Raw genomic sequence first — 20,497 nt, forward strand, 5'->3', positions numbered from 1 at the left:
CGCGTTGTGTCACTTGTTAGCGCAGAACCTAATCATCCTTTGGCACCCGCGCCAGTACCAGCACGTAAACGTCACCCGAGCCCGCCTCGGCGCAGGCTTCGGCGCAGGCGGAAAGCGTGGCACCCGAGGTCATCACGTCATCGACGATAAGCACAGGCCGACCTGTCAGGCGATGCCGCCGCTTTGAATGCACCGTAATCGCACCTTGCAGCACCGCCTTCCTTTCCTGCGCGGTTTTTCCATCGAGCGATGGAGTCTGCGACGTGCGAACCAGCAGATCCGGACAGTAAGGCAGCCCCGTTTCCCGGACCAATGCCTGCACCAGCAACGCGGATTGGTTGTATCGACGCTTTAACAAGCGGCTTCGGTGTAATGGTACTGGGGCGATCAGCATATTGTCGCGAATGAGCGGCCTTGCCGATCTTGCCATCCAGAGAGCCGTCGGACGCACAACTTCGGGACGGTCGCCATGTTTCAACCCGAGAATGATCTTACGTGCCTGATCCTTGTAGAGAAGCGTTGCCCTCCCTTGGACCCAGGGGCGCGGGTTCTTCATGCAATCGTCGCATTCCGTCCGGTGATTGTCTTCTTGGCCCTGCAGCGGAATGCCACAAGAGTCGCATACCGTTCCGTCAATAAATGGCGTATCGCGCCAGCATGTGCCGCAAAGACCGAAATCGCTGTTCACCATTGTTCCGCAGCCAAGGCAGCGCGGGGGATACAAAAGCTGAACTGTCGTTTGAAACATCTTTCGCCTCCGATTACATAGCGCTTCATGAACGCCACACCCCAACTCTTTGACCGCGACGCCCTGCGCCTGCACAGGGCAAGGGCCCGTCTGGAAGCGCTGTTTCTGCACCTCGCAGCTCAAGAGGAGGTTCAGGATCGGCTGTCCATGGTTAACAAAAGGCTAAACAAACCAGCGATCGTCACGCCGTTTCCGGAAATCTGGCGGCCCGTCTTTCCCGATGCCCGGATTGTGGACGACAGCGACGTGCTTGCGCTGGAACAGGGTTCGCATGACCTCGTCGTTCATGCCATGGCATTGCACTGGGCGAACGATCCGGTCGGACAGCTAATCCAATCGCGCCGGGCGTTGCAGCCGGACGGGCTTTTCCTTGGTGTCCTGCTGGGTGGTGGCACGCTGAACGAATTGCGCTCATCGCTTGGTCAGGCCGAGACCGAGGTAACCGGCGGCTTGTCCCCGCGCATCGCACCAATGTCTGAAATTCGCGATCTTGGCGCGCTCTTGCAACGGGCCGGGCTGGCACTGCCAGTGGCAGACACCGTGCCTCTTACCGCAGAGTATCGTGACCTCCACCACCTGCTGCTCGATCTGCGAAATATGGGCGAGACGAACGCCATGGCGAACAGGCTTCGACGGCCCACCGGCAAGGCAGTATTCAACCGCGCCGAAGAACTTTATCGTACGCATTTCGCGACGGATTCAGGACGGCTGCGAGCCACGTTCGAATTGGCCTGCCTGACAGGCTGGGCACCAGATGAGAGCCAGCAAAAACCGCTTCGCCCCGGTTCGGCCCAAGCAAGACTTGCAGATGCGCTGAAGACCTCAGAGGTGCCACTCAAAGATTGACGAAGCGCGGATAGCGGTTATCTGCACCGTCACAAGTACATCAAGGGACAGATCCACATGCAAGAGATGACCAAGACAGCCGCCTGTCCTGCCCACGCGCCAAAGGACCATCCGAAAGTCCCCGAGGAAAAGATCGGCGTGCTGCTGGCAAATCTCGGCACGCCGGATCATTACGATTACTGGTCAATACGGCGGTATCTGAACGAATTCCTGTCCGATCAGCGGGTCATCGACTATCCCAAGTGGAAGTGGCAGCCACTGTTGCAGCTTATCATTCTGACCAAGCGGCCTTTTTCGAGCGGCGCGGCCTATAAATCGATCTGGAATGAAGAGGACGACGAAAGCCCGCTTTTGACCATAACGAAAAAGCAGTCAGCCAAGATCACCGAGACCATGAAGGCGCGCTATGGCGACCGGGTCATGGTCGATTTCTGCATGCGCTACGGGAACCCGTCCACACCTGACAAGGTGCGCCAGATGGTCGAGGCGGGCTGCCAGAAGATCCTCTTCTTTCCGCTCTACCCGCATTACGCGGGCGCAACACTTGCCACGGCAAACGACGCTTTCTTTCGCGCCTTGATGAAAGAGAAATGGCAACCCGCGAGCCGCACTGTCCCGGCCTATTTCGACAGGTCCGATTACATCGACGCGCTGGCCCAATCGGTAGAGCGCGCCTATGCCAATATGGAAACAAAGCCGGATTGTCTGGTGGTTTCCTACCACGGGATGCCGCTGCGCTATCTCTCGGATGGCGACCCCTATCATTGCCAGTGCCAGAAGGCGACGCGCCTCTTGAAGGAACGTCTTGGCTGGGCCGATACGGACATCCGCACGACGTTCCAGTCGGTCTTCGGACCGGAGGAATGGCTCAAGCCCTACACGGTGAAGGAAGTGGCCAAGATGGCCAGCGAAGAGGGCAAAAAGAACATCGCAGTCATCGCCCCGGCCTTTTCAGCCGACTGTGTCGAAACGCTGGAAGAGATCAACGAGGAGATCCGTGAAAGCTTTATCCATGCGGGTGGCGAAACCTTTACCTATATCCCCTGCCTGAACGACGACGAGGCGCACATAAGCTGCCTGTCATCGGTAATCGAAGAGAACCTAAAAGGCTGGATCGACTAACTAATCTTCAGACACAAAAAAAAGGCGGTGGAAAACCACCGCCTTTTCTTTTGGTACCGTATCGCGCTTAGTTAGCTGCGACAGCGGCCGCAACCAGAACCAGCAGAACCAGCGGCAGGATGATGCCGCTCGAGGAGCTACCAGCTTCTTCTACGATGACCGGTGCTTCGATGATCGGCTCTTCCAGCGTACCTGCGGAAGCGGTCGAAGCTGCTGCGGTCAGTGCAGCGGCGAGAACGAGTTTCTTCATATTAACCTCCAGAATAAGCACAATTCAGAACAATGAATCGTGCGCCCAAGACTTACCTCGTGCATTTTTCTAACCAGCAAAACAGATAGATTGCAAATGGTTGTTGGTATCGGTTCGTGTTGCCAAGCGGGAATGTCGTCAAATTAGCAACACTTGCGTGCCGTTCTGGGTCATCGAAAAGAGCTCGGCGATATGTTCGTTGTAGAGCCCGATACAACCGTTCGAAGACCGACGCCCGATCTTGCGTGTATCATGCGTTCCATGGATACGATAATACTGCCAGCCGAGGTACAGCGCATGGGTGCCAAGCGGGTTATCCGGACCCGGCGGTATGTGCTTTGGCCACTCGGGATTGCGCTTGAGCATGTTCGGCGTTGGCCGCCAGTCGGGCCCTTCGACTTTGCGGACGACCGAAGTGCGACCTCGGCGGGTCAGGTCCTCGGTCAGCGGAACGCTGGAGGGGTATAGCTTGTAGGTCAGCCCGTCCTCGCTCCAGAAATGCAGCGCCCGCGAGGTGACATCGACAAGGATCGCGCCTTTGCGCAAGTTGCTGAAGTAAGGCTGCCACTCGAGCGACCGGAAGCTCGAGATATTGCGACGCACGGTCTGCGAAAGATCGCGTTCAATTTCGGTGGTCGCGGCGGTGTCCGTAACCGAACCCGTCTGTGCCAGCGCCGGCGTTGCGAGCATAGTTGCGGCGCCAGCCAGAAAGCCGCGCCGGGTCGGCTTGCTTTTGCTTGAATAGGTCATTGGATCATCCCGTTCGCCTAAGGTACTAGTTCTGACCTTGATGATATGGCGCGAATGACGCAGTCGCAAATCAATCCGCTGTTCATCGGTCAGATTTGACTTATGTACAGTATCGTTGCATCTGCTCTTGAGCTAGACGCAAGTTTGGATTCCACGAGCGGAGTGCGGAATGATACGCATAATTTCTTTGGTAATAGCTGCTGCAATTGCACTGTCCGGTTGCGTTTCACAGCCGGAGACAAGACTTGGTGCGGATGGTCAGCCATTGCCGAAACTGTATCGCATCCGTGCTTCGGATTCGTCCAAGATCGAATATCGCATGCTCGATTCGATCAATTCTTTGCGACAGGCCCGCGGCGTTTCACCGGTAGAATTGAACGCGCAGCTTAATGCAGCGGCTGCGACTCACTCGCGTGATATGTCGGTTCAGAACCGTCCCTGGCACTTTGGCTCGGACGGATCTTCTCCGATCCAACGCGTGGCGCGCACCGGGTATGCAGGAAGGATGCTGGGCGAAAACATCTCGGAAACTTACGAAACCGAGCTTGAGACCCTTGCCGCGTGGATGGAGGAAGAAGGCACCCGCGAAGTTATCCTTTCGCCGGATGCCCGGAACCTTGGTTTCTCCTGGTATCAGGAAAGCAACGGCAAGATCTGGTGGACATTGTTAATGGGCAGCTAAGCTGCCCATTCATCAGGCGCGGATGGTGATCACCGTGCCATCCCGGACCATCGCATAAATCTGTTCGATCTCACGATTTTTTACCGCAATGCAGCCAGCAGTCCAGTTCTTGCGCTTCGCAAGCTTGCGGTTTTTGTTGGGCTCGCCGTGAATAAAGATATCGCCCCCCGGGCTTTTCCCCTGCGACTGCGCATAAGCGATATCCTCGGCATTCGGATATGAGATCCCGACGGACAGGTGAAATTTGCTGTTCGGATTGCGCTTGTCGATCAGGTACGTGCCCTCGGGCGTTTTCCCGTCGCCTTCGAACTGCTTCGGCCCGGCCGGTGCAAAGCCCAGATCGATATCATAGGCTTTGAGAATTTCGGTATGGTGAAGAAGATACATCTGCCCGGATGACTTGTTCACCACGACGGATGTGACTTCGGGCCCGTTATACCGTTTGAATTTGCTGCTGCAGCCCGGAATCGCCAGCAGAGCAAGCAATCCAAGACCAAACGACCTGCGTTTCATGATGCGTACTGTCCCAATAGGTTTTTTTATGACCCATATCGTTACCGGTTGATTTTGAGAAATCAAATATTGGAAAGACGCGGTTAAATTTTCCTTACCGCTTGCCCAGCCGAAAGGACCCGACCAGTTCGGTATGCACCGACCATCGGAACTGATCGACGACCTGCACCCATTCAAGGTCGTATCCCGCATCCACCATGGCACGCGCATCGCGGGAAAAAGTTACAGGGTTGCAGGATACATGAGCAATGACCGGCACGCCACTTTGGGCCAATTCGCGAATCTGTGCTTCGGCCCCAGCCCTTGGCGGATCAATAACGACAGCGTCTACCCGTTTGAATTCATCGGGTTGCAGGGGGCGGCGAAAAAGATCACGCGCTTCGCTTGTCAGTTTTTTCAGCCCGCCCACCGCACGCCAGCCTTTAACCAGCGCATCGGTCATCTCCGGATCGCCTTCGACGGCATGTACCTCGGTGGTTTTCGATAGTGGCAAGGCAAACGTGCCGCAGCCGGCGAAGAGATCTACAACCTTGTCAGCCGACCCGACAATCTCGAGTACCGCAGTCAAAAGCGCAGCTTCGCCTTCGGGCGTTGCTTGCAAGAAAGCGCCGGGCGGCGGCACGACCGAAGCCGGTCCGAATTTCTGCACCGGGGGCTCTCGCATGGCGATCATTTCCTGATCCCAAGCCAGACGAGCAATTCCGCTTGTTTCCGCAAACTGCGCGAGCTCCATGCGCAATGGACCATCCAGCTCTCTGCCGCCCGAAACCGAGACGTCGAGCCCTGACAGTGAGACGGTCAAAGTCACGGCAAGTTCGCCTTTTCGGCTTCCAAACTGACTTGCCAGAGCCTCTACCATCGGCAGGGCCGCGATGAGCGCGGGATCGAGAAGATGGCAATCGGGAATCTCTGTAATCGTACCGGATGCTTTGCCGTGAAACCCGGCAAGTGCGCCCTTTTTTGTCCGGCGTGCCGCAAGCGTGGCCCGGCGTCGCGTGCTAGGTGGCGATGTCAGGACCGGGCGGAATTCGGTTTCCAGACCCTGCGCAGTCAAAGCTGATCGCGCGAATTCAAGCTTCCAACTGGCCGTGAACTCTTCGGACGCGTGCTGAAGCTGGCAACCACCGCAGCTCTTGTAATGGCGACAGGGAGGCTGAATGCGGTCGACAGAAGGGGTGACAATGCGAATGTCGCGCAAATGCGATCCGTCCAGTTCACCGGTTACGGTTTCGCCGGGCAGCGTGCGGGCTGCGAACACGGGACCGGGCGCAATCCCATCGCCCTGATGGCCCAGTCGTTCAATGGTGATTTCTGTCTGCATGAGAGTTGTCTTATCGGCTAGTCGACCGGTTAGACAATCTCATTCAGCGGCCTCGGCACCGATGAAACCGCCAGATTGCCTGTTCCAGAACTGAGCATAGAGTCCACCTTTGGCCAACAAGCTTTCGTGTGTCCCGATTTCCGCGATCCGACCGTTATCCATGACCATGATCCGGTCCATTTCAGACAGGGTTGAAAGACGGTGCGCGATGGCTAGAACGGTCTTCCCCTCCATCACTCGCTCGAGCGCCGACTGAATAGCGGCCTCAACTTCGGAATCTAGCGCGCTTGTCGCTTCGTCCAAGACCAGAATCGGCGCGTCTTTCAGGATGGCGCGGGCCAGCGCGATGCGCTGCCTCTGGCCGCCGGAAAGCTTTACGCCCCGTTCACCCAGATGAGCGTCATATCCTTTGCGCCCCTTGTGATCTTCGAGGTCCAGGATAAAATCATGCGCTTCGGCTTTTTCCGTCGCGGCGAGCAAGTCTTCCCAGCTTGCCTCGGGACGACCATAAAGGATGTTGTCCTTGGCAGAGCGATTGAACATCGCGGTTTCCTGCGTAACCATGCCGATATGGCGGCGCAGACTTTCCTGAGTGATATTTTCGATATTCTGACCGTCGATCCGAATTTCGCCAGATTCGCCTTTGTAAAGCTTAAGCAGCAGCGAAACGAGCGTGGATTTGCCAGCCCCCGAGGCACCGACGATGCCCAGTTTCTCACCCGGCTGGATGGTGAGATTAATATTTTCGACGCCGCCATGATCCCTGCCGTAGGCAAAATTCACATTGTCGAAAACGATTTCGCCGTTCGATACCGCAAGATGTGGCGTATCTTCCGGGTCCTGCAGTCGGATACGCGGGGTAAGGGTCCGCATTCCGTCTTCGACTTCGCCAAGGTTGGAATAGATGGCCATCAAGGTAAAGCTCACCCAGCCGGTCATCTGAGCGATACGAATCGACACCGCTCCGGCAGCAACGATATCACCTTCGCTGGCGACGCCATTTTGCCAAAGCAAGAGGGTTCCGCCGATCAGCAGCACGGGTAACAGCCCGGCAAGGGACATCAGGCAGAACCGGAAGGCTGCCGAGAGATATCCGAATTCAAGCGCCCTGCTTCGGAAAGTGCTCATCGCGCCCAGCGCGGCGCGGTCTTCGTGATCTGCATGGGCGAAAAGCTTGACCGTCTTGATGTTCGTAATCGTGTCGACCACCTGACCCGACACCATCGCACGCGCGCTGGCCCGACCAGCCGCCAAGCGCCGGATGCGCGGCAGAAACCACATGATCAAAGAAAAATAACCGACCAGCCAAACGGTGAAGATGACGGTGATCCAGCCGCCAATACTCGACAAAAGCACCATTGCCCCGGCCAATGAGGCCAGCGCGAATGCGATGACGTTGATCGTTTCCGAGGCGACATCCGTCACAGCACGCGCGCATTGCATTTGCTTTTGCGCGATGCGACCCGCGAAATCGTCGTCGAAGAACTTGACCGCCTGCCCAAGCGTCCAACGATGCAGACGCGAGAGCACCAGAGGGTTCACATTGGGCTGCACGATGATCGAATTCGAGGCAGAGGAAAGGCCAAAGAGAATTGGCCTCGCCACGAGGAAGAAGGCGACCGCCATGACGATGATGCCAAGGTTGGACCCATCAAAGAAGTTTCCCGGCCCCGAAGCCGTGGCGGCATCAATGACAAGCCCGAGGATCCATGCGGTGCCCGCTTCTACCGCCCCGGCCGCCGCTGAAAGGGCGGCCGCCAGCCAGAGCGCTGGCCAAGCGCCCGAAAGGCACCAGCGCATGAACGCGCCCAAGGTCTGGGGCGGCGCTCCTTCCGCAGGACGGAAGGAATCGATCATATCGCCAAGCCTTGAGCCTGTTTTCATTCAGCTGCCTCGGTATTCAGGAACCCGCCAGACTGGCGTGCCCAGAACTCGGCATATAGCCCGCCCGAGGCTAAAAGCACGTCATGGCTGCCTTGCTCGGCTATATGTCCCTGATCCAGAACAAGAATGCGGTCCATCTGAGCAATGGTGGACAGGCGGTGGGCGATCGCAATGACCGTTTTGCCTTCCATCATGCCATAGAGCGTCTTCTGAATTTCGGCTTCGACCTCGGAGTCCAGCGCGCTGGTAGCCTCGTCAAGCAATAAGATCGGCGCGTCCTTTAGAATCACCCGCGCCAAGGTCACCCGCTGGCGCTGCCCGCCAGACAGCTTGATACCCCGTTCACCTACCTGCGCATCATAGCCACGACGACCTTGTGGATCGACTAGATCCATAATGAAATCATGGGCCTGCGCCTGCCGGGCCGCTGCGATCATCTCTTCCTCAGTAGCCTCTGGTCGACCATAGAGAATATTCTCACGGACCGAACGGTGCAAAAGGGCACTGTCCTGCTGGACCATACCGATACAACTGCGCAGACTTTCCTGCTGAACGCGCGCGATATCCTGACCATCCATCAGAACCCGACCAGAATCCGGATCATAGAAACGCAGCAGCAGCTTTACCAAAGTCGACTTTCCGGCCCCCGACCGCCCAATCAGCCCGACCTTTTCACCCGGCTCAATCGTCAGGTTCAGCTTGTTCAATCCACCAGTCCCGCGGCCATAGTGGTGCGACAGGTTCTGCAGCTCCACACGTCCGCGATCCAGTTGCAAAGGCTTGGCCCCTGGCGCATCGACCAGATCAATCGGCTGCGCGATCGTTTCCATACCCTCGGCCACTACGCCGAGTTCACGGAAAAACGACGTCAGCGCCCACATGATCCATCCAGTCATGGCGTTCAGACGCAGAGTCAGAGCGGTCGCGGCTGCGACAACACCCACACTCGCCAAGCCCTGATACCACAACACGATGGCCCAGCCGACCACGCCAACGATCAGCAGACCGTTGAGCGTGACAAGTGCGAGGTCCATCTTGGTAAAGATACGCATTTCGACCTGAAACGAGGCGCGCGCGCCCTCGATGGCTTCCTTGGCATAATCCAGTTCACGGTCATCATGCGCAAACATCTTCACCGAGCTGATATTGGTGTAGCTGTCGACAACCCGGCCAGTGAAGGTTGACCGCGCATCGGCCGCGGCCTGGGAGGCAGGCCCGACGTTTGCAACAGTCCAGCGGATCAGGAATCCGTAAAGTACGAACCATGCCAGCAGCGGCAGGATCAGCCTAACATCGGCGGTGATCAAAAGAACGGCAGCGCCCACCAGATAGGCCAGCGAAAAGGAAATCGCATCGAAAACCTGAAACACCACCTCGCCCGCCGCCGGCGGCGCCTGAACGATACGGTTAGCTATACGTCCGGCGAAATCGTTCTCGAACCAGCCGACCGATTGCCGAAGAACATGCCGATGCGCCCGCCAGCGGAAAACGGTCGTGAAATTGGGCAGGATCGTATTGTTCAGCAAGACCACGTCCAGCGCGGAAATAAGCGGACGCAGCGTCAGCAGGAACAAGCCAACCAGAGTGATTTCAACCCAGTAGCGCTGCCGTACGTCGGCCGGATCGCCGCCAAGAATGTCGACGAGACGGCCCATGTACCAGATCAGGCCGACCTCTATCGCAGCAACGATTACGGACAGGAGCGCGGTCCAGAGGAACACCCTCCAGAACGGTCCGCAAAGATCCCGCATGAACGGCCAGAGCCTTGTCGGAGGTCGATCCTTTTCCTCGTAGGAAACATAGGGATCAATAAGATTTTCAAAGAAACGAAACATGTCGGAGGTGCTCCTTGGCGAGCGAGTAGGCGCAAATGTAGTGTGGGGTGCCGTCAACTGCGCACCCGTTACGGGGCGGTCAGCTTAAATAAACCAGAGCCCGTAATACATTTGCATTCCTCCGATATCGATTGACGTAGCGATAGCCGAGCGGAATCGTTTTGTCACCCCATCCGGGTGCATTTTCTGACGGCGTGTGGTGAAGTTTTCATGACGCGAGCAGGTCCGACCGTGTCGCCACGAATCCGCTGGCGATCCACTTTCCTTCAAGTTCCGCCAGTTTCCGCCCAAGTGCGGGACCAGAAAATTCGGGCATAAGGTCCTTTGCAGAAACAGGAAAATCCGCTTTGCTCCCGATGATCAATTGCTCATCGGTTGCAGACGCCCAAGGGTTTCCCATGACCGCAGAACGAAGCAGCATTACGTCTTTCGCCAAATCATAACCCAGCCGGTATCCAAGTTCAGCCGCATCGCAAGTGGATCCGATGTTGTCGGCCAGCGTGGCCAATCGGGCCGAATGCGTCTTGCTCAGCCGCAGCGCATCCCCGGCGTGATTGCCGCCCAACGCTGAAAGTCGGCGGATGGCATCCGGTGCAGCGTTCGCCTGATCCTCGCAATGGATCAATGGGCCCAGCGCGGTGTCATCGGCACCGGGAAGAACCCGTGCCAGTACGGCGGTGGCGCGCATTGCAGCGACCGACGCAGCGGGGTCGGGCGCAGCCAGTAATTTCAAAAGCTCAGCCCCTATGCGTTCGCGTGATATGCGTCCAAGACCATCGAGCTCTTGCGCGACGGCTGCAAGCGCATCGGGATCCATTCCGTTCCCCGGGTCGCCGTACCATGCGTGGAACCGGAAGTACCGAAGAGAACGCAGGTAGTCTTCACGGATTCGGGATATGGCATCGCCGATAAACCGCACCCGGCGATCCTGCAAATCCGGCAATCCGTTCATCGGATCGATCAGCATTCCTTCGGGAGTGGCGTAAAGCGCATTCATCGTAAAATCTCGCCGCGCGGCGTCTTCGGCGATATCAGTCGAAAAGGAGACCACCGCGTGCCGGCCGTCCGTTTTCACATCGCGCCGAAATGTGGTGACTTCGTGCGGGATGCCGCCGGACACAAGGGTTACCGTCCCATGATCGATGCCGGTGGGAATTGCTTTCAGTCCCGCAGATCGAGCGAATTCGATGACTTTTTCGGGGCGCGCATCCGTGGCGATATCGATGTCACTGACACCGGCATTGATGATAGTATTCCGGACGCAGCCGCCGACAAAATAGGCCTTGGCGCCGCCGGCAGACAGTGCCCTACAGACCGCCTGAGTGGCCGGTCTTGTCAGCCAGTCGGCGGTCAGCCGCATCACTGCTCGAACCTCGCGGCGAGGGCACGCAGCATCCGGGCCGTCGCACCCCAGATGTAATAAGGTCCGTAAGGCACCGTGTAATAATGCCGGCGGCTGCCTCGCCAACGTCTAGACTCAACAAGGTAATTTGCCGGAGTCATCAGATGCTCGAACGGTACAGAAAATACTTCCTCGACTTCGCCGGGCTCCGCTATGGCATCAAAGGGTTGCTCCAGAACCGCCACGACCGGCGTAACCATGAACCCGGTTACCGTTTCATGCGCCGGCATATGCCCGATGACCCGTGGCACATCGACCGGCAAACCAACCTCTTCCGAGGCCTCTCGCAGGGCCGCAGCTGTGACATCGGCGTCACTTTCTTCCTGTTTACCGCCGGGAAATGCAATCTGGCCCGGATGGTGTTTCAGAACGGAGGAGCGTTTCGTCAAAAGGATTTCCGGGCGATCACCGAACACGGAAACTGCAATTAGCACGCCAGCTGACCGCAGTTTCCGTCCTTCGGGAAGAACTGTACCGGGATTCAGGTCAAAATCGGATGACGACTCGCCCTCATGCTCAAGAGCACTGCGCAGCCGCGCAACGATATCAGTTGCCATCGTCCTGACCTGCCTCAAAGCCAACTGTGGCCGGATCCAAATCGTAATGAGCACCACAGAATTGGCAATCAGCCGTTACCCGTCCCTCAACCGTCGTCATCTTCTCGATGTCGCGCGCCGAATAGATCGACAGGCTCTGACGCACCCGATCCTCCGAACAGGTGCATCCGAAACGTACGGCCTGTGCATCGTAAACACGCGGCGCTTCTTCGTGGAACAGACGCACCAGCAGATCTGTGGGTGGGATGGTCGGGCCGATTAGTTCAAGCTCTTCGACGGTATCCAGAAGAATATTCACACGGTTCCAGTTTTCACCTTCTTCACCGTCGACAAGATCATCCGCACTCAGCACATCGCCAGACCCAGCCTGATCCGCGACAAAGGGCGATGCTTTAGGCATATGTTGCAGCATGATGCCGCCAGCACGCCAATGCTCACCTACGCCGGGCTCGGACGAGAGACCGAAGCTGAGAGAAAACCGGGTCGGCAATTGCTCTGACTGTGCGAAATATGCCTCGGCGCATTCACGCAGACTATTCCCAGTCAGCGGCGTGATCCCCTGATAGGGCGCCGATCCCTTACCTTGGTCGATCAGAATGGCGAAATACCCTTCACTAAGAAGATCTTTCGCATCGGTCTGATCGATAAGTTCAGAGTCAAAGCTTGCATAGGCACGGATTCGGGCGGCCTCACCCTCTTTTTGAGGCGCAAAGTAATCGGTTGCGATCATCCGGATCGCTCCCTTGGACTGTACCTGCAGGGACAGTTTCCAACGCAGTTTGATCGTCTGCCCGATCAGGGCTGTAAGCAGCGCCATCTCTGCGACAAGTGCTTCAACCTGCCTTGGATAATCGTGCTGTTTCAGGATGCCGTCGAGCACGCCGTCAAGCCGGGCAACCCGACCGCGCATATTCGAAACATCAAGCTGAAAGGGTAGGACTGTATCGTCCCACGCGAGTTTTGGTCCAATGGTCATGGGGTTTCCTTAAACGCCTTGTCTTGGCATACGGCCGGAATATAGGCACAACTTGCCGGGTTAGAAAGGGCAAGCCAGTGATCAGACGTTTCGGACAACCGCCAGAGAAGGGCAGAAAGTACACAAGACGTCCTGGCGCCTATGCCTTGTTGCCCCGTGCGGGTCAATTCCTCGTCACGCATCAGACCGAGCCGCTCCCGGAAATACAGTTGCCAGGTGGCGGCATCGATCCGGGTGAATCGGCGATCACGGCATTACACCGCGAAGTGCTTGAGGAAACCGGGTGGCACATCGCAACTCCGCAGAAAATGGGAATTTTCAGGAGGTTTGTGTTCATGCCCGAATATGACATCTGGGCGGAAAAGATCTGCCACATCTTCATTGCGCGCCCGGCCGTTCGCATGGGTATGCCTTCGGATCCGGCGCACGAAGCAGTTTGGTTGCCGTTCAACGAAACCATCGATCTGCTTGCCAATGATGGAGACCGGCATTTCGCCGCAGAATTCGCGAAACGCTACGGTTAACAACAGGAAACATCGTATTCGATCAATGCCGCTGAAACGTCATCCTCCATCCCTTTCGACGTGTTCATGACCTGAACGAGGTTCCAGAACAGATCGTCCAGAAACTCTGGACCGAAAACACCGTTGCCGGAATGGCCAGCCCTGCATTCATCGATGAGCTTCAAAAGCCCGTCTGCATCGAGCATCTCACCATTGCTCAGGCGGCATTCAGTAAAGCCATCCGAGTAAAGCAACAGTCGGTCGCCCGGTTCAAAGACAGTTTCGTAAGTCGTGTAATCGACATTTTCGATAAGACCGATGGGTATCCCACCCTGACCGACGAACTCGACACTGCCATCGCGACGCAAAACAAGCGGATGCGGATGCCCCGCCTGTACCAGTTTCAACCGACCAGACGGCAAATCGATCGTCCCATAGGCAAGGGTAAAGTATTCGTCGATCCCGGTATCGGCCACCTGGCGTTCGTTCAGCATCTTTGCGACATCTTCAGGTTTGCGCAGTGCGCGGGTCTGATCCGCTAAACGGGTGACGCCCAAGTTCTGGTCGAAATAGCGCGGGCTAAAATATCCGCCCAGTCGAGCTGTCATCATAGCTGAGGTTATCCCGTGACCGGATACGTCGAGCGAATAGAAACCGACCTGATCGGGGTTCGGTGCAAACATACCGACCATGTCACCGCCGATGTGCCCGCAAGGCTTCAAGAGCAGACTGACGTGAGAGTTGCCAAACCTGCGGGTCCGTTCAGGTATCATCGATTGCTGTATCTTGCGAGCCTGAACCAGATCCGCATCTATCGAATCATACGCGACCTGAAGCTTGTCCAGCGTTTCACCGATCATCCGGTTCTTGTCGGATAGCTCCCGCTGCATAGCGATGATCCGGTCGCCCGCAGTAATGCGGGCCCGCAACTCGCTCTGATTTACCGGTTTGGTCAGGAAATCATCGGCGCCAGCGTCCAGACCACGTGCGATTTCCACCTTTTCACTCTTGGATGTGAGAAGGATGAAATACCCGTATTCCTCGTTGGAAAGGTTCCTATAGGCGCGGCAAAAATCGAGGCCGTTCATCCCCGGCATCATCCAGTCACTGAGCACCAGATCAAAATTAGCGCTATCGCATAGCTTCAACGCCTGTTCGGCGCTTTCGGCCTCGACCGCGCGATAGCCCCATTTCCGTAGTGATCTGGCAAGAATTTCGCGTTGCAAGCGGCTGTCATCGACAATCAGGACATTCCTGATCGACTGTGGTTCAACAGGGTTTCTGATACGGTTGTTTTCATTCGACAACACGCTGCGACATTCCTTTTTGCTGTCGAAAGACTCGCGCGGCCTCGACTATTGATGCTGCATATTAACACGCCGTGAACCGTAAAATTGGTCAAATTGAATTAGTCGTTAACGGCACTTTCATGACAGAGCGGGTAGGCTTAGCGCGAGGCAAAATCATAAGGCAAATGATGATCGACTGGACCCGGGTGAACGAATTACGGGACGAAATCGGGCACGAGGATTTCAACGAAGTCGTCGAGATGTTCCTTGAAGAAGTGAAAGGCATCATCGAACGTATCCAATCTTCACCCGATACCAGCAGTTATGAGGCGGATCTTCATGCTCTCAAAGGTTGTGCCTTGAATTTAGGTTTCGAGAGTTTTGCCCAAGTCTGCCAAAACGGGGAGCAGTTGGCTGCAAGGGGTCAGGGATCGCGCATCGATCTGCCCTCTGTCTTTGCGTCCTTTGCTTCCTCCAAAACCGACTTTTTAAAGGGATTGAACACGTCATAGCCAGTCTCATGGCTGACCGGACAGTTGCGCAGCTCTTGCTCCCCTTGACAAAAACGGCTAGGCCCCAGCCGGTCTCAATCAAGAGGAATTCTAATGTCCGCGCCCAAGAAAGTCGTGCTGGCCTACTCCGGCGGTCTCGATACGTCGATCATCCTGAAATGGCTCCAAACCGAATATGGTTGCGAGGTCGTCACTTTCACTGCCGACCTTGGTCAGGGCGAAGAGCTTGAACCGGCCCGCAAGAAAGCCGAACTGCTGGGCATCAAACCCGAGAACATCCATATCGAGGATGTTCGCGAAGAATTTGTCCGCGACTTTGTCTTTCCAATGTTCCGGGCAAACGCGCTTTACGAGGGCCAGTATCTGCTTGGTACCTCTATTGCGCGCCCCCTGATTTCGAAGCGACTGGTTGAGATTGCGGGGGAAAGCGGTGCCGACGCAGTTGCCCACGGCGCGACGGGCAAGGGCAATGATCAGGTTCGCTTTGAACTTGCCGCCTATGCGCTGAATCCGGACATCAAAGTGATCGCACCGTGGCGCGAATGGGATCTTTCCAGCCGGACCAAACTCTTGGCCTTTGCCGAAGAAAACCAGATCCCGATTGCAAAGGACAAGCGCGGCGAAGCGCCCTTTTCGGTCGATGCCAACCTGTTGCACACCTCTTCCGAGGGCAAAGTTCTTGAGGATCCTGCCGAAGCGGCGCCAGATTACGTCTACCAGCGTACCGTCGATCCCGAAAAAGCGCCGGATACGCCCGAGTTCGTGGAAATCAGCTTTGAAAAGGGCGACGCGGTTGCGATCGACGGCGATGTGATGAGCCCCGCGACCATCCTGACCAAATTGAACGAACTTGGCGGAAAACACGGCATCGGCCGGCTCGATTTCGTGGAGAACCGGTTTGTCGGAATGAAATCGCGGGGCATCTACGAAACCCCCGGCGGTACCGTTCTGCTCGAGGCCCATCGCGGCATCGAACAGATCACCCTTGATGCAGGATCAGGCCATTTGAAGGATTCGATCATGCCGCGCTATGCGGAATTGATTTATAACGGGTTCTGGTTCAGCCCGGAACGCGAGATGCTTCAGGCGCTTATCGATTCCAGCCAGCAACACGTTACAGGGACGGTCCGACTGAAGCTGTACAAAGGTTCGGTGACGACAGTTGGCCGCTGGTCGGATCATTCGCTTTATTCCGAAGCGCATGTGACTTTTGAAGACGACGCTGGGGCATACGATCAAAAGGATGCCGCAGGGTTCATCCAGCTGAACGCGCTTCGCCTCAAACTTCTGGCTGCGCGCAACCGCCGCCTGAGCAAATAATCAAAACGACGGCTCCGTTTTGTTCGGAGCCGTCATACTCATAACCAAACTCAAAAGAGCCTCTTCCGGGCTCTCGTTCGCTAGATACGAAACTTTTCGGGAAAAAGTTTCAATTCGAGGTAATTCAGCCAAGTTTGAATGACTGCAACCGCTCGTAATGCGGCATTGCCTGTTCTACCAAACCCTGTTCGAATGCGTCCAAATCCGGCAGATCCCCTTCCGGTCCGGCAAAGCCGGTCGACCGGTGAACGCTTTCATACCAGTGGGCGGCCCAGACACCATCAGACGCATGCCCGCCCGCTGGCCAGTGCAACATCGCGTCGTTCCATTCCAGATCAAGTGAACTGCACAAGAGACGCAGCATTTTCTCGGGATCTTTGCGAATGTCGTGACTATCGATGACGATAGGATTGCCTCCCTGCGCCAGAACCCTGTCGAATAATTCGCTTTGTTGAGCAAATCCGATGTCTTTAAGGGTCAGACCTTCGTATTTCGCGGCAAAACTGGCGACAACCCTGGCCGGGTGCCGCAGCAGAAAAACATTCTTGACCTCTCCTAACCAGTCCAACGGCACGTTGGGCAGCATATGCTGTGTCATATGCTTCTGGTAGTAATGCAGCTTATTCTCGGGTACGGGTCCGATCATCGACTGCGCGACAGCATCTGCATCCGTGGATTGTGACGCTAGAATGTCCTCTCGCATCGGATGATTCAAACCGGTTTCAGTTAAATAAGCTGCATAAAAGGGCTCATCCACGACGGCGAAATCGGGCCTGTTACCAAACGAGTACATCATTGCCGTGCTCAAGTTGCGCGGCCCCGACCACATGGCAATTCGCATTCATTGTCCCTTTCAGTACTGACGGTACGTCCCCATCTTTCGACGCCAGCAAAACGCGATGAGCGATTTTTTTTCAAGACTGTCGGTAAAGATCACTCAACTCACCGTGAGGTCTTAGGTCCCAGCCTTGTTACATCCACACCTCTATGCCCAGCATGGTCTCAACGGAGGTAAATCCATGAACCGTCTTCAGAACCTGAAACCGCTCGCTTTAACCCTACTCATCGCCTTTGCGCTTGTTATCCGCTGCAACCCTGCTTCTGCTCAAACACTCGAAACGCTGACAGTGGCTGGCGGATGTTTCTGGTGCGTCGAAGCCGACTTTGAAAAGGTCGAAGGCGTAACCGAAGCAGTGTCTGGGTTTACGGGCGGGGATGTCGAAAACCCGACCTATAATCAGGTAACCAAAGGCGGGACAGGTCATTACGAAGCAGTCGAAATCAGCTTCGACCCTTCTGTCGTTTCCCGGTCTCAGCTGCTGTCGATGTTTCTGCGCTCAATCGATCCGACCGACGCAGGGGGACAATTCTGCGATCGTGGCGATAGCTATCGTACCGCGATCTTCGTCTCGAATCAGGAAGAACGGTCTCTTGCGGAACAAATGATAGAGGCGGCCGAAAACGAACTCGGGAAAGAAATCGTAACGCCGGTTTTGGACAAAGACGCCTTCTATCCTGCGGATTCATACCATCAGGATTACTACAAAGGACGGAAACTGGTGCTTACCCGGTTTGGACCAAAGAGCCAGGCATCCGCCTACAAAGCCTACCGCGCGGCCTGTGGACGGGATGATCGAGTGCGCGACCTCTGGGGCGAGGCCGCGCCTTTCGTCGTCAATTAACCGAGATCGCAGGCCGCCAGCACTGCCATGTTCAGGATGTCATTCGCCGTCGAAACGGTCGAACAGATCTGAATTGGCTTATCGACCCCTGTCAGGATAGGCCCGATAACGGTAGCCCCGGCCATTTCCTGCATCAGTTTGACAGAAATACTGGCTGAATGCCGGGCAGGCACGATCAAAATATTCGCGGGCCCCGTCAGACGCGAAAACGGGTAAGCGGCTTGCGCCTTGGCGTTCATCGCGACATCCACGGTCATTTCGCCTTCGAATTCGAAATCGACACCGCGTGCTTCAAGAACATCCGGCGCTTTGTGCATTTTCTCGGCCCGTTCCGAAACGGGATAACCGAACGTCGAGAAGCTTACAAAGGCCGCTCGCGGCTCTAAACCCATGTGTCGAGCCACATCTGCACCCCTTTGCGCAATCGTCGCGAGGTCTTCGGCATCGGGCCATTCGTGAACCAGAGTGTCGCCGATCAAGACGATCCGGCCCTTGTAAAGCACCGCCGTAATTCCAACTGCCCCATGCTGGGCGTCGGCATCGAACACGTGACCGATCCGTTCAAGAACATGCGCGGACTTGCGGGTTGCCCCCGTTACCAAACCATCGCCGTGCCCATGCGCCAGCATGAGCGCCGAAAAAACATGCCTGTCGCGTGCTGCAAGCCGATGAATGTCCTGCGCATCGAAACCTTTGCGATTAAGACGGTCGTAGAGGAATTGCTTGTAAGTCGAAAGGTGATGCGTATTGGCCGCATTCACGACTTCAAGCTCTCGCGCGGCATCGCCAAGACCCGCTGCCTCAAGTTTTTCGCGCACGTCCTCCTTTCGACCAACGACAAGCGCCTTTCCCATACCGGATCGTTGATACATGACGGCGGCGCGCAAAACGCGCGGGTCGTCGCCCTCAGCAAAGATCATGCGAGACTGGGCCGCCCTTGCACGGGCGTTCATACCGCGCAGGATGCTCGCTGTCGGATCCATGCGCGATTTCAGGTTTAGCTCATACGCGTCCATATCAATGATCGGCCGCCGAGCAGCTCCGGTATCCATCCCGGCTTTTGCGACAGCGGGCGGGATCCGGTGGATCAGACGCGGGTCAAACGGCGTCGGAATGATATAGTCCCGGCCGAAGCTGAGGTTCTTGCCATAGGCTAGAGCAACCTCATCCGGCACATCCTCGCGTGCCAGTTCGGCCAGCGCATGGGCGCAGGCGATCTTCATCTCGTCATTGATGGCACGGGCGTGAATGTCGAGCGCGCCGCGAAACAGATAGGGAAAACCAAGGACGTTATTAACCTGGTTCGGATAGTCGCTCCGACCCGTTGCGACGATTGCATCAGCACGAACCTGACGCGCTTCTTCGGGCGTGATTTCTGGATGGGGATTGGCCATTGCGAAGATGACCGGATTTTCCGCCATACTTTCGACCATGGCAGATGTCACCGCGCCCCTGACCGACACTCCAAGGAACACATCCGCGCCCTTCATCGCTTCTTCGAGCGTCCGAAGATCCGTTTTCACGGCATGAGCGGACTTCCACTGGTTCATCCCCTCGGTTCGGCCCTGATAGATGACGCCTTTGGTATCGCACATGATGCAGTTTTCTTGGCGGGCACCCATCGACTTAAGCAATTCAAGGCAGGCAATTCCCGCCGCCCCTGCCCCGTTCAGCACGATACGCACGTCCTCGATCTTTTTCTCCGAGATATGCAGCGCGTTGATCAGGCCAGCCGCGCATATCACCGCTGTGCCATGCTGGTCGTCGTGAAAGACCGGGATATCCAGCTCTTCCTTGAGCCTTTGCTCGATAATAAAGCACTCAGGCGCCTTGATATCTTCAAGGTTGATGCCGCCAAAAGTCGGAGCCATCAGTTTTACCGCGTTGCAGAAGGCGTCTGGATCTTCTGTATCCAGTTCGATATCGATGCTGTTTACGTCGGCAAAACGTTTGAACAGGACCGACTTACCTTCCATGACCGGTTTGGACCCCAGCGCCCCAAGATTGCCCAACCCAAGAACGGCCGTGCCGTTTGTCACCACTGCGACGAGATTGCCTTTGTTCGTATAATCATAGGCGAGCTCCGGATTTTCGGCGATGGCCTCGCACGGCACCGCGACACCGGGAGAATACGCTAGGCTGAGATCGCGCTGTGTGGTCATCGGCACGGTTGCGCGAATTTCAAACTTTCCGGGCGACGGTTCCAGATGAAAGGCCAGTGCCTCTTCGTCGGTTATTTTTGTGTTGGACATGACGGCCCCTCCTCGCAGGTCGCAGTGGTCTTACAGGAGCTGAAGGGAGGTCT

At 56.4% G+C, this 20,497-nt stretch carries 20 protein-coding genes; 7 read left to right on the forward strand and 13 right to left on the reverse strand.

Annotated features, from left to right (window positions below; all coding sequences use genetic code 11):
• Positions 1-28 precede the first annotated feature (28 nt).
• Positions 29-748: a ComF family protein gene (locus MF268_RS17315; protein WP_238372120.1), complete on the reverse strand. Its 720-nt coding sequence runs from the start codon at positions 746-748 to the stop codon at positions 29-31.
• A 27-nt stretch (positions 749-775) separates the two neighbouring features.
• On the opposite strand from MF268_RS17315, the gene MF268_RS17320 reads away from it, so the two are divergent.
• Together MF268_RS17320 and hemH are read left to right on the forward strand one after the other, a co-directional pair.
• Positions 776-1,594, forward strand: coding sequence for a methyltransferase domain-containing protein (locus tag MF268_RS17320; RefSeq protein ID WP_238372121.1), 819 nt, complete (start codon positions 776-778; stop codon positions 1,592-1,594).
• 57 nt (positions 1,595-1,651) lie between these two features.
• A complete protein-coding gene (hemH, locus tag MF268_RS17325; RefSeq protein ID WP_238372122.1) occupies positions 1,652-2,716 on the forward strand; it encodes a ferrochelatase in 1,065 nt (354 codons plus the stop codon).
• Positions 2,717-2,783: 67 nt separating this feature from the next.
• Here hemH and MF268_RS17330 read toward each other — a convergent pair whose 3' ends face one another.
• Together MF268_RS17330 and MF268_RS17335 are read right to left on the reverse strand one after the other, a co-directional pair.
• A complete protein-coding gene (locus MF268_RS17330) occupies positions 2,784-2,966 on the reverse strand; it encodes a hypothetical protein (RefSeq protein ID WP_088631711.1) in 183 nt (60 codons plus the stop codon).
• A 138-nt stretch (positions 2,967-3,104) separates the two neighbouring features.
• The gene (locus MF268_RS17335; protein ID WP_238372123.1) at positions 3,105-3,716 is read right to left on the reverse strand and encodes a L,D-transpeptidase; all 612 of its coding nucleotides are present in this window, start codon (positions 3,714-3,716) and stop codon (positions 3,105-3,107) included.
• Between the two features lie 169 nt (positions 3,717-3,885).
• Here MF268_RS17335 and dalA point away from each other — a divergent pair, with 169 nt between their 5' ends.
• Positions 3,886-4,398: a divisome-associated lipoprotein DalA gene (gene dalA / locus MF268_RS17340; protein WP_238372124.1), complete on the forward strand. Its 513-nt coding sequence runs from the start codon at positions 3,886-3,888 to the stop codon at positions 4,396-4,398.
• 12 nt (positions 4,399-4,410) lie between these two features.
• Here dalA and MF268_RS17345 read toward each other — a convergent pair whose 3' ends face one another.
• The 7 genes from MF268_RS17345 to hslO all read right to left on the reverse strand — a co-directional run bounded on the left by MF268_RS17345 (position 4,411) and on the right by hslO (position 12,886).
• Positions 4,411-4,911: a L,D-transpeptidase family protein gene (locus MF268_RS17345; RefSeq protein WP_238372125.1), complete on the reverse strand. Its 501-nt coding sequence runs from the start codon at positions 4,909-4,911 to the stop codon at positions 4,411-4,413.
• Between the two features lie 94 nt (positions 4,912-5,005).
• Positions 5,006-6,232, reverse strand: coding sequence for a class I SAM-dependent RNA methyltransferase (locus MF268_RS17350; RefSeq protein WP_238372126.1), 1,227 nt, complete (start codon positions 6,230-6,232; stop codon positions 5,006-5,008).
• A gap of 39 nt (positions 6,233-6,271) precedes the next feature.
• Entirely contained in the window at positions 6,272-8,116 is a 1,845-nt protein-coding gene (locus MF268_RS17355) for an ABC transporter ATP-binding protein (protein WP_238372127.1), read from the reverse strand.
• A complete protein-coding gene (locus MF268_RS17360) occupies positions 8,113-9,951 on the reverse strand; it encodes an ABC transporter ATP-binding protein (protein ID WP_238372128.1) in 1,839 nt (612 codons plus the stop codon). The genes MF268_RS17355 and MF268_RS17360 overlap by 4 nt, the downstream gene beginning before the upstream one ends.
• Positions 9,952-10,159: 208 nt before the next feature.
• The gene (locus tag MF268_RS17365; protein ID WP_238372250.1) at positions 10,160-11,311 is read right to left on the reverse strand and encodes a CCA tRNA nucleotidyltransferase; all 1,152 of its coding nucleotides are present in this window, start codon (positions 11,309-11,311) and stop codon (positions 10,160-10,162) included.
• Positions 11,311-11,910, reverse strand: a complete 600-nt coding sequence (locus MF268_RS17370; RefSeq protein WP_238372129.1) for a CoA pyrophosphatase — start codon at positions 11,908-11,910, stop codon at positions 11,311-11,313. Before MF268_RS17370 ends, MF268_RS17365 begins: the two co-directional genes overlap by 1 nt.
• Positions 11,900-12,886, reverse strand: coding sequence for an Hsp33 family molecular chaperone HslO (gene hslO / locus MF268_RS17375; RefSeq protein ID WP_238372130.1), 987 nt, complete (start codon positions 12,884-12,886; stop codon positions 11,900-11,902). The genes MF268_RS17370 and hslO overlap by 11 nt, the downstream gene beginning before the upstream one ends.
• 77 nt (positions 12,887-12,963) lie before the next feature.
• On the opposite strand from hslO, the gene MF268_RS17380 reads away from it, so the two are divergent.
• Positions 12,964-13,410, forward strand: coding sequence for an NUDIX hydrolase (locus tag MF268_RS17380; protein WP_238372131.1), 447 nt, complete (start codon positions 12,964-12,966; stop codon positions 13,408-13,410).
• Here the strand turns inward: MF268_RS17380 and MF268_RS17385 are convergent.
• Positions 13,407-14,699, reverse strand: coding sequence for a PP2C family protein-serine/threonine phosphatase (locus MF268_RS17385; protein WP_238372132.1), 1,293 nt, complete (start codon positions 14,697-14,699; stop codon positions 13,407-13,409). The genes MF268_RS17380 and MF268_RS17385 overlap by 4 nt on opposite strands.
• A gap of 167 nt (positions 14,700-14,866) precedes the next feature.
• Here MF268_RS17385 and MF268_RS17390 point away from each other — a divergent pair, with 167 nt between their 5' ends.
• Both MF268_RS17390 and MF268_RS17395 read left to right on the forward strand, forming a co-directional pair.
• Positions 14,867-15,190, forward strand: a complete 324-nt coding sequence (locus MF268_RS17390; protein WP_238372133.1) for an Hpt domain-containing protein — start codon at positions 14,867-14,869, stop codon at positions 15,188-15,190.
• Between the two features lie 93 nt (positions 15,191-15,283).
• Positions 15,284-16,510: an argininosuccinate synthase gene (locus MF268_RS17395; RefSeq protein ID WP_238372134.1), complete on the forward strand. Its 1,227-nt coding sequence runs from the start codon at positions 15,284-15,286 to the stop codon at positions 16,508-16,510.
• Positions 16,511-16,634: 124 nt separating this feature from the next.
• Here the strand turns inward: MF268_RS17395 and MF268_RS17400 are convergent, their stop codons facing one another.
• Positions 16,635-17,351, reverse strand: a complete 717-nt coding sequence (locus tag MF268_RS17400; RefSeq protein WP_238372135.1) for a sulfotransferase-like domain-containing protein — start codon at positions 17,349-17,351, stop codon at positions 16,635-16,637.
• 178 nt (positions 17,352-17,529) lie between these two features.
• Here MF268_RS17400 and msrA point away from each other — a divergent pair, with 178 nt between their 5' ends.
• Entirely contained in the window at positions 17,530-18,192 is a 663-nt protein-coding gene (msrA, locus tag MF268_RS17405; RefSeq protein ID WP_238372136.1) for a peptide-methionine (S)-S-oxide reductase MsrA, read from the forward strand.
• Here the strand turns inward: msrA and MF268_RS17410 are convergent.
• Positions 18,189-20,444 carry an NADP-dependent malic enzyme gene (locus MF268_RS17410; protein ID WP_238372137.1) on the reverse strand — a complete coding sequence of 752 codons (2,256 nt, stop codon included), beginning with the start codon at positions 20,442-20,444 and terminating at the stop codon, positions 18,189-18,191. The two genes, msrA and MF268_RS17410, sit on opposite strands and share 4 nt — an antisense overlap.
• Between the last annotated feature and the right edge of the window lie 53 nt (positions 20,445-20,497).

Source organism: Heliomarina baculiformis, assembly GCF_019966545.1.
GTDB classification, from domain to species: domain Bacteria; phylum Pseudomonadota; class Alphaproteobacteria; order Rhodobacterales; family Rhodobacteraceae; genus Heliomarina; species Heliomarina baculiformis.

What these genes read in the sequence shown, in the direction of transcription:
- dalA (WP_238372124.1), top strand. Translation starts at nt 3,886, where the DNA reads ATGATACGCATAATTTCTTTGGTAATAGCTGCTGCAATTGCACTGTCC.
- msrA (WP_238372136.1), top strand. Translation starts at nt 17,530, where the DNA reads ATGAACCGTCTTCAGAACCTGAAACCGCTCGCTTTAACCCTACTCATC.
- MF268_RS17320 (WP_238372121.1), top strand. Translation starts at nt 776, where the DNA reads ATGAACGCCACACCCCAACTCTTTGACCGCGACGCCCTGCGCCTGCAC.
- MF268_RS17400 (WP_238372135.1), bottom strand. Translation starts at nt 17,351, where the DNA reads ATGCGAATTGCCATGTGGTCGGGGCCGCGCAACTTGAGCACGGCAATG.
- MF268_RS17345 (WP_238372125.1), bottom strand. Translation starts at nt 4,911, where the DNA reads ATGAAACGCAGGTCGTTTGGTCTTGGATTGCTTGCTCTGCTGGCGATT.
- MF268_RS17390 (WP_238372133.1), top strand. Translation starts at nt 14,867, where the DNA reads ATGATCGACTGGACCCGGGTGAACGAATTACGGGACGAAATCGGGCAC.
- MF268_RS17315 (WP_238372120.1), bottom strand. Translation starts at nt 748, where the DNA reads ATGTTTCAAACGACAGTTCAGCTTTTGTATCCCCCGCGCTGCCTTGGC.
- MF268_RS17410 (WP_238372137.1), bottom strand. Translation starts at nt 20,444, where the DNA reads ATGTCCAACACAAAAATAACCGACGAAGAGGCACTGGCCTTTCATCTG.
- hslO (WP_238372130.1), bottom strand. Translation starts at nt 12,886, where the DNA reads ATGACCATTGGACCAAAACTCGCGTGGGACGATACAGTCCTACCCTTT.
- MF268_RS17365 (WP_238372250.1), bottom strand. Translation starts at nt 11,311, where the DNA reads ATGCGGCTGACCGCCGACTGGCTGACAAGACCGGCCACTCAGGCGGTC.
- MF268_RS17335 (WP_238372123.1), bottom strand. Translation starts at nt 3,716, where the DNA reads ATGACCTATTCAAGCAAAAGCAAGCCGACCCGGCGCGGCTTTCTGGCT.
- MF268_RS17355 (WP_238372127.1), bottom strand. Translation starts at nt 8,116, where the DNA reads ATGAAAACAGGCTCAAGGCTTGGCGATATGATCGATTCCTTCCGTCCT.
- MF268_RS17370 (WP_238372129.1), bottom strand. Translation starts at nt 11,910, where the DNA reads ATGGCAACTGATATCGTTGCGCGGCTGCGCAGTGCTCTTGAGCATGAG.
- MF268_RS17330 (WP_088631711.1), bottom strand. Translation starts at nt 2,966, where the DNA reads ATGAAGAAACTCGTTCTCGCCGCTGCACTGACCGCAGCAGCTTCGACC.
- MF268_RS17395 (WP_238372134.1), top strand. Translation starts at nt 15,284, where the DNA reads ATGTCCGCGCCCAAGAAAGTCGTGCTGGCCTACTCCGGCGGTCTCGAT.
- MF268_RS17360 (WP_238372128.1), bottom strand. Translation starts at nt 9,951, where the DNA reads ATGTTTCGTTTCTTTGAAAATCTTATTGATCCCTATGTTTCCTACGAG.
- MF268_RS17350 (WP_238372126.1), bottom strand. Translation starts at nt 6,232, where the DNA reads ATGCAGACAGAAATCACCATTGAACGACTGGGCCATCAGGGCGATGGG.
- hemH (WP_238372122.1), top strand. Translation starts at nt 1,652, where the DNA reads ATGCAAGAGATGACCAAGACAGCCGCCTGTCCTGCCCACGCGCCAAAG.